At 35.8% G+C, this 15,215-nt stretch carries 18 protein-coding genes; 1 reads left to right on the top strand and 17 read right to left on the bottom strand.

All coding sequences use genetic code 11. The features are described from left to right. Window positions 1–7: 7 nt before the first annotated feature. The 4 genes from rpoZ to VEI_RS04300 are packed head-to-tail and all read right to left on the bottom strand — an operon-like array spanning window position 8 to window position 2,029. A complete protein-coding gene (gene rpoZ, locus VEI_RS04315) occupies window positions 8–223 on the bottom strand; it encodes a DNA-directed RNA polymerase subunit omega (RefSeq protein ID WP_059362263.1) in 216 nt (71 codons plus the stop codon). A gap of 4 nt (window positions 224–227) precedes the next feature. After that, window positions 228–857 (bottom strand): guanylate kinase, encoded by a 630-nt coding sequence (gene gmk, locus VEI_RS04310; RefSeq protein WP_059362259.1) that lies wholly within the window; start codon window positions 855–857, stop codon window positions 228–230. An 8-nt stretch (window positions 858–865) separates the two neighbouring features. After that, complete coding sequence (gene remA / locus VEI_RS04305; RefSeq protein ID WP_005379012.1) at window positions 866–1,135, bottom strand: extracellular matrix/biofilm regulator RemA; 270 nt, start codon at window positions 1,133–1,135, stop codon at window positions 866–868. A 12-nt stretch (window positions 1,136–1,147) separates the two neighbouring features. Continuing rightward, window positions 1,148–2,029 (bottom strand): YicC/YloC family endoribonuclease, encoded by an 882-nt coding sequence (locus tag VEI_RS04300; RefSeq protein WP_059362256.1) that lies wholly within the window; start codon window positions 2,027–2,029, stop codon window positions 1,148–1,150. A 108-nt stretch (window positions 2,030–2,137) separates the two neighbouring features. On the opposite strand from VEI_RS04300, the gene VEI_RS04295 reads away from it, so the two are divergent. Then, window positions 2,138–3,856 carry an Rqc2 family fibronectin-binding protein gene (locus VEI_RS04295; protein ID WP_059362253.1) on the top strand — a complete coding sequence of 573 codons (1,719 nt, stop codon included), beginning with the start codon at window positions 2,138–2,140 and terminating at the stop codon, window positions 3,854–3,856. Between the two features lie 78 nt (window positions 3,857–3,934). On the opposite strand, the gene VEI_RS04290 is transcribed toward VEI_RS04295, so the two are convergent. The 13 genes from VEI_RS04290 to VEI_RS04230 form a co-directional block, all read right to left on the bottom strand. Next, window positions 3,935–4,399 (bottom strand): hypothetical protein, encoded by a 465-nt coding sequence (locus VEI_RS04290; protein ID WP_059362250.1) that lies wholly within the window; start codon window positions 4,397–4,399, stop codon window positions 3,935–3,937. A 14-nt stretch (window positions 4,400–4,413) separates the two neighbouring features. Then, entirely contained in the window at window positions 4,414–4,905 is a 492-nt protein-coding gene (gene coaD, locus VEI_RS04285) for a pantetheine-phosphate adenylyltransferase (protein WP_059362247.1), read from the bottom strand. A 4-nt stretch (window positions 4,906–4,909) separates the two neighbouring features. Further along, on the bottom strand, window positions 4,910–5,461 hold the full coding sequence (gene rsmD, locus VEI_RS04280; RefSeq protein WP_059362244.1) for a 16S rRNA (guanine(966)-N(2))-methyltransferase RsmD: 552 nt from the start codon (window positions 5,459–5,461) through the stop codon (window positions 4,910–4,912). A gap of 69 nt (window positions 5,462–5,530) precedes the next feature. Beyond that, window positions 5,531–6,529: an NAD(P)H-dependent glycerol-3-phosphate dehydrogenase gene (locus VEI_RS04275; RefSeq protein ID WP_059362241.1), complete on the bottom strand. Its 999-nt coding sequence runs from the start codon at window positions 6,527–6,529 to the stop codon at window positions 5,531–5,533. A 1-nt stretch (window position 6,530) separates the two neighbouring features. After that, the gene (gene plsY / locus VEI_RS04270) at window positions 6,531–7,139 is read right to left on the bottom strand and encodes a glycerol-3-phosphate 1-O-acyltransferase PlsY (protein WP_082161455.1); all 609 of its coding nucleotides are present in this window, start codon (window positions 7,137–7,139) and stop codon (window positions 6,531–6,533) included. Window positions 7,140–7,163: 24 nt separating this feature from the next. Beyond that, complete coding sequence (gene der / locus VEI_RS04265; protein ID WP_059362238.1) at window positions 7,164–8,498, bottom strand: ribosome biogenesis GTPase Der; 1,335 nt, start codon at window positions 8,496–8,498, stop codon at window positions 7,164–7,166. 120 nt (window positions 8,499–8,618) lie between these two features. Next, window positions 8,619–10,517, bottom strand: coding sequence for a bifunctional 4-hydroxy-3-methylbut-2-enyl diphosphate reductase/30S ribosomal protein S1 (locus VEI_RS04260; RefSeq protein ID WP_059362234.1), 1,899 nt, complete (start codon window positions 10,515–10,517; stop codon window positions 8,619–8,621). Continuing rightward, entirely contained in the window at window positions 10,508–11,128 is a 621-nt protein-coding gene (locus VEI_RS04255) for a lysophospholipid acyltransferase family protein (protein WP_059362231.1), read from the bottom strand. The genes VEI_RS04260 and VEI_RS04255 overlap by 10 nt, the downstream gene beginning before the upstream one ends. Then, window positions 11,121–11,804, bottom strand: coding sequence for a (d)CMP kinase (gene cmk, locus VEI_RS04250; RefSeq protein WP_059362229.1), 684 nt, complete (start codon window positions 11,802–11,804; stop codon window positions 11,121–11,123). The genes VEI_RS04255 and cmk overlap by 8 nt, the downstream gene beginning before the upstream one ends. A 10-nt stretch (window positions 11,805–11,814) precedes the next feature. Beyond that, complete coding sequence (locus VEI_RS04245; protein WP_059362226.1) at window positions 11,815–13,062, bottom strand: BaiN/RdsA family NAD(P)/FAD-dependent oxidoreductase; 1,248 nt, start codon at window positions 13,060–13,062, stop codon at window positions 11,815–11,817. Beyond that, window positions 13,059–13,784, bottom strand: a complete 726-nt coding sequence (locus tag VEI_RS04240) for a pseudouridine synthase (protein ID WP_059362223.1) — start codon at window positions 13,782–13,784, stop codon at window positions 13,059–13,061. Before VEI_RS04240 ends, VEI_RS04245 begins: the two co-directional genes overlap by 4 nt. A gap of 25 nt (window positions 13,785–13,809) precedes the next feature. Then, window positions 13,810–14,334 (bottom strand): SMC-Scp complex subunit ScpB, encoded by a 525-nt coding sequence (scpB, locus tag VEI_RS04235; RefSeq protein ID WP_059362220.1) that lies wholly within the window; start codon window positions 14,332–14,334, stop codon window positions 13,810–13,812. A 1-nt stretch (window position 14,335) separates the two neighbouring features. Then, window positions 14,336–15,085, bottom strand: coding sequence for a segregation and condensation protein A (locus VEI_RS04230; protein ID WP_059362217.1), 750 nt, complete (start codon window positions 15,083–15,085; stop codon window positions 14,336–14,338). Window positions 15,086–15,215: the final 130 nt, after the last annotated feature.

Raw genomic sequence — 15,215 nt, 5'->3', positions numbered from 1 at the left:
AGTAAAATTATTTAATACCTTCTTTAGTGCGTTTATATGTTACTTCACCTTCAGCAATTTCATAGAATGCTAAAGACACCGGTTTATCTGTATTATGCATATCAGTTGCAAGACAATCTTCACCATCAGTCAATTCACGAGCACGCTTAGCTGCTAATGTTACTAATGTATATTTACTATCTACACGTTTTTCCAATGTTTTCAATGGAGGTTTTACCATCATACTATCACTTCTCCTTAGATTCTTGATATTGTTTGTAAATATATTTAATTTGCTCTTTATTACGGCTAATCTTACAAGCTTCAGCACGTAAAATAGAAGCAACCTTCACAGAAGCATCTTCTAAATCATCATTGACTACAATGTAATCATAACGATGAGCTAATGCTAATTCAGAGCAAGCCAATGACAATCGCTTATCTATAACTTCCTTTGCATCAGTTCCACGATTGTAAAGTCGTTCAGATAATTCAGTTAAAGATGGAGGTACAATATAAATAAATACTGCATCACTAAAACGTTCTTTAACTTGCATAGCGCCTTGAATGTCGATTTCAAGAAGTACACTCTTACCCTCATCCAACAAGTTCATTACATGTTGTTTTGGAGTACCATAATAATTATCATACACCTTAGCATACTCTAAAAAAGCATCTTCTGACAATAATGATTCAAACTCTTCTTTTGTACGAAAGAAATAATTAATTCCTTCCTTTTCTCCAACCCGTGGTTCCCGTGTAGTCATAGATACAGAATATACGAGATTAGGCATTTCGCCGCGTATATTAGAACAAATAGTACCCTTACCTGCACCAGATGGACCGGAGATGACAATTAATAAACCTCGATCTGCCATATTAACTCCTAAGCTTCAACAGTATCCTCATCAACTTCGTGTTGCACAATACGGTGTGCCACTGTTTCAGGTTGAATAGCTGACAATACAATTTGCCCACTATCCATAACGAGTACAGCCCGAGTTTTACGACCATAGGTTGCATCTATGAGGAGACTTTTATCTCTAGCATCTTGAACCATACGTTTAATAGGAGCAGATTCAGGGCTAATTATGGCAATAACACGATTAGCAGAAACCATATTACCAAATCCAATGTTTAGTAATTGGATACTCATAAACAGACCTCCTTACTCAATGTTCTGTACTTGTTCTCTTACTTTTTCTAATTCACATTTCAATTGTACCACATGATCTGTCAATGTTATATCCATCGCTTTCGAGCCAATCGTATTGACCTCGCGATTCATTTCTTGGATGATAAAATCTAACTTGCGACCAATAGGTTCATTCTTCATAAGTGTATTTGTTAATTGTACCACATGAGACCTAAATCGGACAATCTCTTCCGTAATATCTGTTTTATCTGCTATAATGGCAACCTCTTGGAGTAAACGATCTTCATTGATAGTAATATTTAAATTTTCAACATATTCATTAATTTTAGTTCGTAAATGTTCTTTATAGGCGACCACAGCATCGTCTTTATGCTCATTGATATAATCAATAATTTCTGTCATTTCTGAAAGTCTCTGTAACAAATCCTGTTGAATATGAACTCCCTCTGCTTGACGCATTGTTATTAATGCCTCAAGAGCATTGGTTATGGTTTCAGTAATTAGAGCAGTAAGTGAATCCTCTGTTATCTCATCATCCTTAACCTGTACCCAATCATTAGATATAGACATAACGGCAGATAAAGGTACTTCTTGTGGTGATGCATAAAATTTTTCTGCCACAAGTAAATCTTGTATTTGTGCTTTCAAAGCGCTATTAATTAAGAAACTCTTAGTTCTATCCCCCACATCTTGTAGGGTCACATAGACATCAACCTTTCCTCGATGCATAACCTTTTGGATGCATTTACGGATAATATGCTCTACTGAGTTTACTTGTTTAGGGCTCCGTATATTAAGCTCTAAAAATCTTGAGTTAACTGATTTAATCTCAATTGTACATTGTAAACCATCTAATAATTGGGTTGCACGCCCAAATCCCGTCATACTATTCATAAAATCCCCTCCTTTTTTATATATTGTATCACGAATCTTAAAGATATCTATCAAATATATATGATATACTAAACTATACATCGTGTATCACCAAAAGAAAGGATCACCATGAATTTAGACGGATTAACCATGTCTGTATTGGCTAGAGAACTAAATGAAAGCCTTCAGAGTGGACAAATACAAAAACTATATCAAGTAGATAAACATTCGTTACTTTTTAAAGTGCGCAGTGCTAATCAAGATATGAATCTCATGATTACTGTTGGTGCTAATCCTGCAGTATATATCTGCAATCCCCTACAAGACTTACCGAAGGAACCAAGTTCTTTATGCATGTTTTTACGAAAACACATAGAAGGTAGTCGCATTACATCGGTAGAGCAAATTAATGGCGACCGCATCCTATGTATTCATATAGATAAGCTTGAAATGGATGGATCCATTACCTCCACATCTATATATATTGAACTTATGGGGAAATATTCGAACTGTATATTTGTTCAAAACGACACTATTTTAGAGTCCATCATCCATGTATCGCCTATGATGAATCGAGAGCGCTCTGTAGGTCCTAAAATTGCCTATGAATTACCACCAAACTCTAACAGAGTTTCCTTACTAGATTTTTCTGAAGAAGAAATTTCTAATCTACTAAAGACCTTTGGTTCTGGTACAGTTATTAATACCATTCGCTCTGTATTTAATGGCTTTGGCAAAGCTTTATTAGACTATGTACTTAATCAATCTAATTTAGATGGCTCAGAAGAACTAACCACATTATCAGATACTTCATTTCAAGGTTTATATAAATCTCTATATAATTTAAAAGAAAAGTTATTAGTGGCCCACCAATTATTGATGTATGAAAATACTAGGGGCAAAAAAATATTTATGCCTTTTCCTATTGAAATAGATTATACATTAATCAAAACATATCCATCTATTTCAAATGCAATTGAAGAATCTATTGTTGCAACTGGTTCCATCCATACAGCAGATAAGGAATTAGAGCGAATTATATCTAACGCTATCAAAAAAGAGGAATTGCGTCATAAAAAAATTAAGGACGAGCTAGATGATACACAAAAAATGGAAACCTATAAATTATATGGCGATCTTTTGATGATTAATGGTCATTTACAAGTACAATATCAAACCTCTATCGAAGTACAGAATTTACTTTCAGAGTCAGCAGAAACCATTAGCATTCCATTAAAGCCGACCTTAACAATCGTAGAAAATGGTCAATGGTATTATAAGCTTTATACTAAACTGAAAAATCGTATCATAAGCGGACAATATCAGTTGGACCAAAGTACAATAAAATTAGAATACTATAGAACTATCTTATATAGTTTATCACTAGCAACAACGAGAGAATCCTTAGAGGAAATACGACACGAATGTATGGATGCTGGTATAATAAAAAAATCTAAAAAACCTCTTTCATATAAACTAGGAAAATCTAATTACATTCATTTGGAGATTCCAGAGGGCGACCTTTACATAGGCCGCAATAACCAACAAAATGAATATTTAACACATCGTTTTGCCAAACCTAATGATTTATGGTTCCATACACAGGATGTTCAAGGATCACACCTTATTTTACGAACCAATAATGATGCAGATGATATGCTTATCTCACAAGTAGCTAAATATGCAGCTTATTTTAGTAAAGCCCGTCATACATCAAAGGTACCCGTAGACTACACATATATTAAAAATATTAAAAAGCCTCCTAAATCACCTTTAGGCTTTGTCATTTTTAATACACATCAAACAATGATTGTTGAACCAGAAAAACCACCTATGTATGAGGAATAAGAAAAGCCCCGATAGAAATCTATCGGGGCCCTTTTATGTAACCGTCACTATAATACAATCAGATTATAATGTTAGCTTTTATTGATTTTCAGCTTTTTGTTCACTTTGTTGCAAGCTTTCACGGTTTTGACGAAGGCTTTCCAAAGTTTTTTCTAAGTTATTTTCTACATATTTCAATACATCACCAGCATATTGAATAGAACTAGATTTTAACTCTTCAGAGGATTGGTTTGCTGCATTGATAATTTGATTAGCTTGTTCTTGAGCTTGTTTAACAAGTTCACTTTCAGCTGTCAATTTAGCAATATAGTCTTTAGCTTGATCAATTAATGTATCAGCTTGACGTTGAGCATCAGCTAATACTTTATCTTTTTCAGCTACAATACGACGAGATTCATCGAGCTCAAGCGGCAAAGATTCTTGGATAGCATCGATAATACGCATAATTTCATCCTCTTCAACCATGCGTTTTGTAGTCATAGGAATACGGCTGCTGGATTCAATAAGAACCTCTAAATCTTCAAGTAATTTTTCTGTTTTCATACAATTCACTCCTATTATTCATTACCATCGATGTTAAAACGTTTTTCTAATTTAATCTTTACATCGTCAGGAACAAGTCCTTCCAATTTACCACCAAATTTGGCTAGCTCACGAATCCCTGTTGAGCTTACAAAAGAATATTTATTATTCGTCATAATAAACACTGTTTCAATGTCATCATCTAAATACTTAGCAAACAAAGCACGTTGGAATTCATACTCAAAATCGCTAAGTGCTCTAAGACCACGAATGATGATAGTTGCATTCTTAGATTTAACATAATCATTGAGTAATCCACCAGTACAGTCGATTTCTACATTAGGAATATGTTTGACAGAATTTCGTATCATTTCAACGCGTTCTTCCATAGTAAACAGTGAATTCTTATTAGGATTTGAACTCACTGCGATAATTAACTTATCGACTAAACGACTACCACGTTCAAAAATGTCAACATGACCATTTGTTACGGGATCAAAACTTCCTGGGCAAACTCCTATCCGCAAAGGTCTAACTCCTTTCACTATGTTTCACAAAATATGAAACAAGGGTGTAACCAAATTTTTGTTCCTTTATACATTCCCACTCTGGTGGCATTGTAAAAGCCTCATCTTTATGGTGTTCTAATACTAAAACGCCATCATCAGCTAAAGCATTATGTGCCACAACAAAATCAATGGTCTCTTGTATAAAGCCATTTTCATATGGTGGATCAGAAAAAATATAATCGAACTGCTGGTCACCTATAAAATGTTTTAGTTGTGAAAGTTTTTTTGGTACAATTTGCATTCGATCCTCAACGCGACAATGAGTGGCATTTTCACGAATTAATTTACCAGTTCTAAAATCAACAGCAATAGCTGATTCTGCTCCACGACTTAGTGCTTCAATAGCAATTGCCCCAGTACCAGAAAATAAATCTAATACGCGAGCACCATATATGCCACGATGCGCTAATACATTGAAAATGCTTTCACGAACACGATCCAATGTTGGGCGCGTATCCACACCTTTAGGAGATTTTATAGTATGGCCTTTGGCAGTGCCTCCAATAATTCGCATACAATCCTCACTAGATTATACTCATTAATTATAGTATATAAATACTCAAAATAAAAGTATCTTTTACAATTATGACACTTCGATTTTGCTATCTCGTCCCATCAATTCCTGCAGTGCTAATCGAGGAGACTTTTCTTCATATAAAACCTCATATAGCGCTTGAGTAATCGGCATTTCTACATGATACTCAATAGCCATATCACGAATAATAGAAGTAGCAAAAAAACCTTCTACTACCATATTAGTATGATTCATAATATAATCCATAGTCTTACCATCTGCTAACTGTTGACCAGCAGATCGATTGCGACTATGTGGACTCATACAGGTAGCAATTAAATCACCCATTCCAGCTAATCCTGCATAGGTTTCTTTCCTTGCCCCCATAGCTAGACCAAAGCGTGTCATTTCATGCAATCCACGAGTTAATAATAATGCTTTACAGTTATCCCCCAAGGATAATCCATCAACAATGCCTGCTGCCAAAGCTATTACATTTTTTGTAGCCCCAGCTAATTCAACACCGATATAGTCATCGCTAGTATATATACGAAACTTTTTACTATGCAAGGCTTGTTGAACCTTTTTACCTATCTCCATAGATGTAGTCCCCACTACAGCCGCGGCAGGTAAATTCCGACCAATTTCTTCTGCGTGATTAGGACCAGATAAAACTGTTAAATGACAGCCTATAGATGCTAATTCTTCCTTCATAACAGTGGTCAATAATTTGCCAGTATTACGTTCCACCCCCTTAGAGCAAAGAACATAAATCTGATCTTTATGAGCAAATTGCTTTAAATTCTGTAAAGCAGTTCGCACATGAATAGATGGTGTAACGATGAGTACAATATCAGCTTGTTCTATAGATGTTTGTAAATCCGAGCTAATAACCAACTCATTTGGTAATGCAACACCAGGTAAATAAGACTTATTTTCTCTATACGCAATGAGTTCATCCCTAAATTCAGGACGTCTGCAATATAAGGTGGTATCATTACCAGCGACTACTGATTTTATTGCTAGAGCTGTGCCCCAACTGCCAGAGCCGATGATGCAAACTTTCATATTACTCTCCTTTTTTGACACGTTCTACCTTCAACTCTTTACCGGCTAGTAATCGACTAATATTTTCTCTATGGCGTACAATAACAAACAATGCTGCTAATACACCAAAACCTACAAACCACCAAGATTCTCCAGTTACATACATCAATATTGGAACCAATGCTGCGGCCACAATAGATCCAAGAGAGACTAATTTAGTGAAGTATACAATAATCCCCCAAATAGCAAAACATAAGCCTGCAACAATCGGAGATAATGCAACTAGTACACCTAAACCAGTTGCTACACCACGACCACCTTTAAACCCAAGGAATAGTGACCAGTTATGTCCAACCATAGCCAAAATACCACCTAAAATCATATACATTGGATTTAATGAAGAAAACAAAAGCACTCCAATAGCACCCTTCAAGGCATCACAGAAAAATACAGGAAGCGCTGCTTTTAATCCAATGACGCGATAGGTATTAGTAGCTCCAATATTTTTAGAACCATACAAACGGACATCTGTATTAAAAAACAATTTACCGATAATAAGACCGCTTGGTATAGAGCCAATTACATAGGCTAATAGTGCATATCCTAATATGGACATCAATTCAACCACCATTTTCACCCTTATCCTTTATAACTATTAATCTTCATCTTCACGTTTTTTACCACGAAGAACTAATCGAATTGGAGTCCCTTCGAATCCAAAACTTTCGCGTAAACGGTTTTCTAAGAAACGCATATACGAGAAATGGATTAATTCTGGTTCATTTACAAATAGTATAAAAGTTGGTGGCTTAACACTAGCTTGTGTCATATAATAAATTTTCGGAATTCTGCCATTACGTGATGGAACAGGATTTACTGTTTGAGCATCTTGTAATAACTGATTTAAAGTACCTGTAGAAACACGACGGTATTGTTGTTCAGATACGAATTTAAGCATATCCGCTAAACGATGGATTCGTTGCTTAGTTAATGCAGAAGCAAATAGAATTGGTGCAAATTGCAAGAAACCTAATTCATCATAAATATCTTCAGTGTATCTCAATGTAGTTTTATCATCTTTTTCTACAAGGTCCCATTTATTTACTACAATGATAACGCCCTTACCAGCTTCATAAGCATAACCGGCAATTTTTTTATCTTGCTCTGTAACGCCATCAACGCCATCTAAAACGAGAACTACAATATCGGATCGGTCTACAGAACGAAGAGAACGAACGATACTATAACGTTCAACAGCTTCATCAATTTTAGCTTTACGACGCATACCTGCCGTATCAATAAGAACAAATTTTTGATCCCCATGTTTCCAATGGGTATCGATAGAATCCCGTGTAGTACCTGCCACATCAGAAACGATAACACGATCTTGACCTAATAAAGCATTAGTTAGAGATGATTTACCTACATTAGGACGACCAATAATAGCAACATGAATGGTATCCTCTTCATCTACATTCGTTCCTACTGGTGGAAAATGTTTAACCGTATCATCTAATAAATCACCTAGGTTCATTAAATTTTTAGCAGAAATACCAATGGGATCACCTAAGCCCAAATTATAGAATTCGTAAATATTAGCTTCTTGGTTAACACTATCAATCTTATTTACAACTAATACTACAGGTTTGCCACTAGTTCTTAAAATATTAGCAACCTCTTCGTCGGCAGGTACAATTCCTTGTTTACCATCTACTACAAAAAGAATTACATCAGCTTCTTCAATGGCAAGTTCTGCTTGAAGTCTCATCATTTTAGGAATAACATGACTATTTTCTGTAACGAACTCAATGCCACCGGTATCAATCATAGTAAATTCACGATTTAACCACTCTGCATCAAAATAAATTCTATCGCGCGTAACACCTGGAATGTCTTCTACAATAGAAATTCGCTTATTAACAATGGCATTAAATAATGTAGATTTACCTACATTTGGACGGCCTACAACGGCCACTAATGGTTTTGCCATACTTTCACCTCATTTATAATATATATCACTTCATTTTATCATATTAAGGGGATTGTACGCAAAAAGGCTAATCAAGGAAAACCTTGATTAGCCTTTTTATAGATTCTGAATTATACTGAATTATTCAGCGTCTTCTTCAGTTTCTTTAGATTCCATCAACTCAGTTAAAGCCAAGCCCAATTTCTTTTCATCTTTGTTAAGAGAAATGATTTTAACTTCAACTTCTTGACCACGGTTCAAATAATCTTCAACTTTTGCATTACGTTGTTTTGTAATTTGAGAAATGTGAAGTAAACCTTGAATATCGTCGTTAACCGCTACGAATGCACCGTAAGCTACCAAACGTACTACTTTACCAGTGATAACATCACCAACATGTAAAGTTTCTTCAGCAACATCCCATGGGCTCTTAGTCAAAGCTTTTAAAGATAAGGATAATTTGTTGCTTTCAGCGTCGAAGGATTGTAATTTAACTTCGATTTCTTGACCAACGGAAAGAACATCTTCCACTTTTTTGATTTTTTGCCAAGAAATGTCAGAGATATGAAGTAAACCTTCAATACCACCGATATCTACGAATGCACCATAAGGCATAATTTTACGAACGATACCTTTATAGTTTTCGCCTACAGTAATGTTTTTCAATGCTTCAGCTAATTTTGCTTGACGTTCCACTTCAAGTACTGCACGACGGGAAAGAACCAAACGGTTTTTCTTTTCATCGATTTCAAGAACTTTTGCTTCGAATTCAGTACCAACCAAGTTGTCCAAAGATTTTACGAAATGCACATCACCTTGGGACAATGGAATGAAACCACGAAGGGATTTTACTGTTACCACCAAGCCTGCTGGAATAGCGTCGATACCTTTACATACGATAGGCTCGTCTTTTTCTTGAGCTTCGATAACATATTGCCAATCTTCATCTTTAGCCAAACGAGTCATGGAAAGATAAATAGGATTATCTTCTTTGATGTGGTTCATGATAACTGCTTTAATTTCATCACCATTTTTCAACACATCTTTGGCAGAGTTTGGTGCTGGATAAGAAATTTCAGTTCTATTCAAAATTGCTTCAGTTTTGTAGCCAAAAGATACCCATGCGCGTTCATCTTCTACTTGGACTACTTGACCTTCTACAACATTTCCTTTCTTAAATTCTTCTTGACCTTCTGCTGCTAATAATTCTGCAAAATCTTTCATTGTCTCAATGACCTCCTTAATAATCCAGTCGGGAGTCGATGCTCCTGCTGTTACTCCTACCGTCTGTACTCGGTTAAACCATTCCAGTTGTAATTCAGTAGAAGTTTCAATGTGGTGAGTCATACATCCAACGTCACGACAAACCTCTGCCAATCGGTTTGTATTGCCGCTATTCTTACCACCTACCACAATCATAAGATCTACATTACGAGCTAATTCAACAGCAGAGTTTTGTCGTTCCTGCGTTGCATTGCAAATCGTTTTGAAAATCTTAAGATTCTTAGATTTTTTCTCTAATATCTCTATTATACTTGTAAATTTGAATTGTGAAAAGGTTGTTTGTACAACAACACCCATTTTTTCAACAATTTGTAGTTTTTTGGCGGATTTTTCATCTTCGATGATTATTCCTTCATTATTAGCCCATAAATTAATACTTTTGACCTCAGGATGGTTTTTTTCGCCTAAAATAACAAGTGTCATCCCATCTTCTATAACAGACTTAGCATCTTGTTGGGCCTTTTTAACATGTGGACAAGTTGCATCTACTATATTAAGCCCTTTATTTTCAGCCTCTTCATAAATGGCTGGTCCTACACCATGGGATCGAATAATCATAGTTCCTGAATCAATATCAGAAACTTCATCAATAGGTTTCACACCTTTACTTTCAAGTCGGCCTACTACCTGTGGATTATGAATGATTGGTCCTAAGGTATAGCTTTTACCAGCCCCATTGGCTGCCTCATTCGCCATTTCCACAGCTCGTTTTACACCATAACAAAAACCATGGTTCTCTGCCAAAATTATTTCCATAAAGTCTCCTCTACACGATTTTCATGATACGAATCAATCATACGTTGTATTTCAGCCTTTACAACATCATTAACGGCATTAATAGCTTCAGGTGTGGCCTTTGCTTTTTCTACGGGAATTTGCTTTCCAATAATACAAGCTACCTTGCCGCGTTTCATATTATAAGAACCAATTATCGCAACTGGTACTATACCAACACCTGTGCGCAACGCAATAGATGCTGCGCCATCATGGAATCGGCCAAGTTTACCACTCTTTTGACGATTCCCTTCCGCAAAAATACCTAATACCTTATGATCTTTTAATAAGCCCATAGCATGTCGAATTGCAACTTTATCTATAGCACCTCTATTTAATGGAAATGCACCTAACCATGTACAGATAAATTTTGAAATTGGATTTACAAATAACTCTTGTTTTGCCATAAAATGTACATGTCTCGGAAGAGCATAGCCACAAATTGGTGGATCATTATTACTCAAATGATTTGGAACGACGATAACAGGGCCTTCCATAGGGAAGTTATCTCGACCATATATTTTTAAGCCATATCCAACTTTGTAACGCAACCAAAAGGCCGTACGCCAAAGCCATGTAGATATTTTATTCATGTTCAATCTGCTCCCGTACAAGATGTAAAATATAAGCTACTGTTTCATCAAATGTCATATTACTGGAATCTACCAAAATAGCATCTTCGACCTGAATCAACGGGGACTCTTTACGAGTTTTGTCCATCTCGTCACGTTGCATAACACTAATTTTAATATCTTCTAAAGATTGTTCATTAGTTGTACCCTTAACCTCTAAGTAACGGCGCATAGCTCGCGCCTCAACAGATGCAGTCAAATAAATCTTTAATTCCGCATTAGGTAATACGACAGACCCGATATCACGACCATCTAGAATAACGCCACCAACCGAAGCCATCGCCTGTTGTCGCTCAACCAAGTATTGACGAACCCCTTTATAAGATGCAATGGTTGAAACATTTTCATTGATTTTTTGTTGTCGAATATAGTCAGTTATATCTTCACCACGTACAAAGACCTTAAACGCCGTATCAGTAGGTTCCATAGTCAAATCCAAAGAAGGTAATAAGGCTTCTACCGCTTTTTGATTGGACACCTCAAGATGTTCATGCAACACAGCCCACGTAACAGCGCGATACATAGCACCCGTATCAATATATAAATATTGTAATTCCTTTGCTACCACCTTTGAAATACTACTTTTACCAGCACCAGCAGGTCCATCAATAGCAATAGCAATCTTTTTATGACTCATTACATCCCCCTTAAACTTCGCCGTGAACAATATGCATAGCAGCTACATAACCAGTAGAAAATGCAGCTTGTAAATTATAGCCCCCTGTAAAAGCATCTATATCAAGTACCTCACCAGCACCGTATAAACCTTTCACTAATTTAGATTCCATAGTTTTGGGATTAAATTCTTTTAAAGAAATACCCCCAGCCGTTACGATAGCCTCCTCAACAGGACGAAGCCCTTTAACAGTTAAGGTCATATGTTGTAACACATGACAAAGTTGCTGACGTTCTTCCTTAGTAATTTGATTTATTGGTTTAGCCGGATCTAACTTAGCTAAGGAAATAATGATGGGAATAAGATTTGAGGGTAATAAATCCTTCATGCCATTAGCTAATTGTTTCTTAGAATACAAATCAAAATCCTTCTGTAATCGTTTATCTAAAACCTCAGGAGTCAATGCAGGTTTTAAATTAATGGAAACTGCAATGGGTGCTGTTTTTTTCTTACGCAATAGCTTACCTACTGTATGACTAAGAGATAAAATAGTTGGCCCAGTTACACCAAAATGAGTGAACATCATTTCGCCAAACATTTTAGCCTGTACCTTTCCCTTAGACACTATAGATACCTCTACATTACGTAAGCTAAGGCCCATAATATCTTTTACCCAAGACTCTTCTGTAACAATGGGTACTAGTGATGGACGTATATCTGTAATACTATGACCTACACCTTCCGCCAAACGATATCCATCACCAGTAGACCCAGTCAATGGATATGATGCACCACCGGTAGCAATGATGACAGCCTCACAAGCATAGGAGTCTTTAGTTGTAACAACACCTGTTACTACATTATCTTTTGTAACAATCTTTGTAACAGCTTCATTTAAATGAACGGTAACATTATATTTCTTAAGCATCTTCATAAAGAGATTGCGTACCTCTAACGCAGAGTCAGATTCTGGGAAGACACGACCGCCTCTTTCTACCCTAGTTTTCAACCCCCATTCATGCAAAAGAGCTAATAAATCTATATTGCTAAAACGCTCATAAGCACCATATAAGAATTTACCATTTCCCGGTGTATTTTTAATAAAATCACTTATGTCAGCACTATTTGTTATATTACAACGTCCTTTACCGGTGATGCCCATTTTTTTGCCCACCATATTCATCTTTTCCAGAAGAATAACACGAGCCCCCTCACGACCAGCGATAACAGCAGCCATTAATCCGGCAGCACCGCCACCTATTACAACGATTTGCTTCATTTCTTATCTCCCAACGATTTTAAAGCATTAACTTCACGTTGAGTTAGTTGTCGAACACCACCACGTTTTACACCACTTAGTGATAAGCCACCATAAGCAATACGTTTAAGATTATGAATACGATATCCAAAATGTTCAAACATACGACGAACTTGGCGGTTGCGACCCTCATGAATAGTAATTTCAACTTCGTGAACACCATTATGATCATCAAAGCCTAAGTCAACAATCGTTGCAGGAGATGTAATACCATCCTCTAAGGGAACACCATTCGCAATCACTTGAAGATCATCTTCTTTAACACGGCCTTTTACACGAACTTCGTATGTTTTTTCAACGCCTTTAGAAGGATGTGTTAAATTTTGTGCTAACTCACCATCATTGGTTAAGAGCAATAAACCTTCTGTATTCAAATCAAGTCTGCCTACAGGATAAATTCGTTTCTTTTCGTTCTTAATATAATCTAAAACTGTTTCACGGCCTTGAGGATCTGTGACAGATGTAATGACACCTTTAGGTTTATTAAGTAAATAATAGACTGGTTTTTCAACAGCCAACAATTGACCATTTACCTTAACCTTATCTTTTAAAGGATTTACTTTTACACCCAGTTCAGTTACTTTTCGACCATTAACTAATACTTTACCTTCGGTAATCAGTTCTTCTGCTTTACGTCGTGATGCTACACCGCAACTAGCAATAAATTTTTGTAAACGTTCCATGTTATATCCTTATCTATAATGAATGCTAATCATTATTTAATTCGTCACTTTCATTTGTAATATCCAACTCTTTATGTAAATCATCAATAGATGTTACACCTGTGCTGCGCAAAAATTCATCGGTAGTACCGTATAAGATAGGTCGTCCCACAGTATCCTTATGACCTAATTCAGCAATTAAAGCGCGAGATAATAATTGTTTAATAACCTTATCACTATTTACGCCACGCACCTCTTCAATTTCAGCTTTGGTAATAGGTTGTTTATATGCAATCACAGCTAATGTTTCCATCGCTGCATTTGATAGCTTATCTTCTTTTTTACGAATATGACCTACATATTCAGAAGATGAGGAATCGCTTACAAGTTCAACTCCTGCTGCGGAAACACGTATGCGTATCCCTCTCTCAGCTTCAATTAATTCACTAGCTAATGTATCAATATATATTTCAACCTCTTCTTTTGAAAGGTCAAACACATCCATCAGAACATCGATTGATAATGGCTTAGCAGCTGAAAACAAAACTGCTTCTAAATGTGATGTTTTCATGCTAAACCTCCTCTATAGATAAATCCTTACAGTCTATATTGACTGGTGCTGTAAAAATAATATCCTCTGATTCATAATGCATAATCAATTGTTGCTGCTTTAATAACTCTAAAACAGCCATAAAAATCGTAATCATACCACTTCGAGTTTCAATAGCAATCAATAAGTCTCTAAAGGCTAATCGTTCACCTCTACGAGCACGGCTAGATAAAGATACAATCATATCCTCTAGACTATATGTATCTTTCTCAACAGTTACTTGTGGCACCCTTTCATTGGACTCTTTTTCTACAGTACGATTTAATACAGTATAAAAAATATCATATAACTTTGTAAGCTCAAGATTATAGTAGCTATCTAATCCCAATATACTCGTTTCTTCAGGACGACTAAATACATTAGACTCAATAGATGCCTTCTCCATAAGTAAATGAGTGAAATCTTTAATCTTTTTGAATTCCACAAGTTTCGTCACCAATTCATCACGAGGATCTTCATTTTCCTCTGGCTCAGGTTCAACTTTAGGTAATAACATACGAGATTTTATCTGCAATAATGTTGAAGCCATTACAAGAAATTCACTACTATAATGAATATCAAAATGATTCCAATTATCTAAATATTCCAAATATTGACTTGTAATTTCAACAATAGGAATATCAGTAATTTCTATCTTATGTTTTTCAATTAAATGCAAGAGCAAATCGAGTGGTCCCTCAAATACATCAAGCTTATAATTATAGTCCCCCATGAATCCCCATTCCTTATTGATACTTTATCTTCAATCATATAATTATAACGTAAATCAGAGATTTCTTCTACGCTCGTTATATATAATTGTATTTTTTATTGTTCTCTGCTATCTTATTAATGTAAAGAAT

The sequence above is a fragment of the Veillonella tobetsuensis genome (genome assembly GCF_001078375.1).
Taxonomy (GTDB): Bacteria; Bacillota; Negativicutes; order Veillonellales; family Veillonellaceae; genus Veillonella; species Veillonella tobetsuensis.
The sequence above is the reverse complement of the archived record's forward strand: the minus strand, read 5'-3'. Positions and strand labels throughout refer to the sequence as shown.

Coding starts and splice junctions, on each gene's coding strand:
- rpoZ (WP_059362263.1), bottom strand. CDS start 223: ATGATGGTAAAACCTCCATTGAAAACATTGGAAAAACGTGTAGATAGT.
- gmk (WP_059362259.1), bottom strand. CDS start 857: ATGGCAGATCGAGGTTTATTAATTGTCATCTCCGGTCCATCTGGTGCA.
- remA (WP_005379012.1), bottom strand. CDS start 1,135: ATGAGTATCCAATTACTAAACATTGGATTTGGTAATATGGTTTCTGCT.
- VEI_RS04300 (WP_059362256.1), bottom strand. CDS start 2,029: ATGAATAGTATGACGGGATTTGGGCGTGCAACCCAATTATTAGATGGT.
- VEI_RS04295 (WP_059362253.1), top strand. CDS start 2,138: ATGAATTTAGACGGATTAACCATGTCTGTATTGGCTAGAGAACTAAAT.
- VEI_RS04290 (WP_059362250.1), bottom strand. CDS start 4,399: ATGAAAACAGAAAAATTACTTGAAGATTTAGAGGTTCTTATTGAATCC.
- rsmD (WP_059362244.1), bottom strand. CDS start 5,461: ATGCGAATTATTGGAGGCACTGCCAAAGGCCATACTATAAAATCTCCT.
- VEI_RS04275 (WP_059362241.1), bottom strand. CDS start 6,529: ATGAAAGTTTGCATCATCGGCTCTGGCAGTTGGGGCACAGCTCTAGCA.
- plsY (WP_082161455.1), bottom strand. CDS start 7,139: ATGGTGGTTGAATTGATGTCCATATTAGGATATGCACTATTAGCCTAT.
- der (WP_059362238.1), bottom strand. CDS start 8,498: ATGGCAAAACCATTAGTGGCCGTTGTAGGCCGTCCAAATGTAGGTAAA.
- VEI_RS04260 (WP_059362234.1), bottom strand. CDS start 10,517: ATGGAAATAATTTTGGCAGAGAACCATGGTTTTTGTTATGGTGTAAAA.
- VEI_RS04255 (WP_059362231.1), bottom strand. CDS start 11,128: ATGAATAAAATATCTACATGGCTTTGGCGTACGGCCTTTTGGTTGCGT.
- cmk (WP_059362229.1), bottom strand. CDS start 11,804: ATGAGTCATAAAAAGATTGCTATTGCTATTGATGGACCTGCTGGTGCT.
- VEI_RS04245 (WP_059362226.1), bottom strand. CDS start 13,062: ATGAAGCAAATCGTTGTAATAGGTGGCGGTGCTGCCGGATTAATGGCT.
- VEI_RS04240 (WP_059362223.1), bottom strand. CDS start 13,784: ATGGAACGTTTACAAAAATTTATTGCTAGTTGCGGTGTAGCATCACGA.
- scpB (WP_059362220.1), bottom strand. CDS start 14,334: ATGAAAACATCACATTTAGAAGCAGTTTTGTTTTCAGCTGCTAAGCCA.
- VEI_RS04230 (WP_059362217.1), bottom strand. CDS start 15,085: ATGGGGGACTATAATTATAAGCTTGATGTATTTGAGGGACCACTCGAT.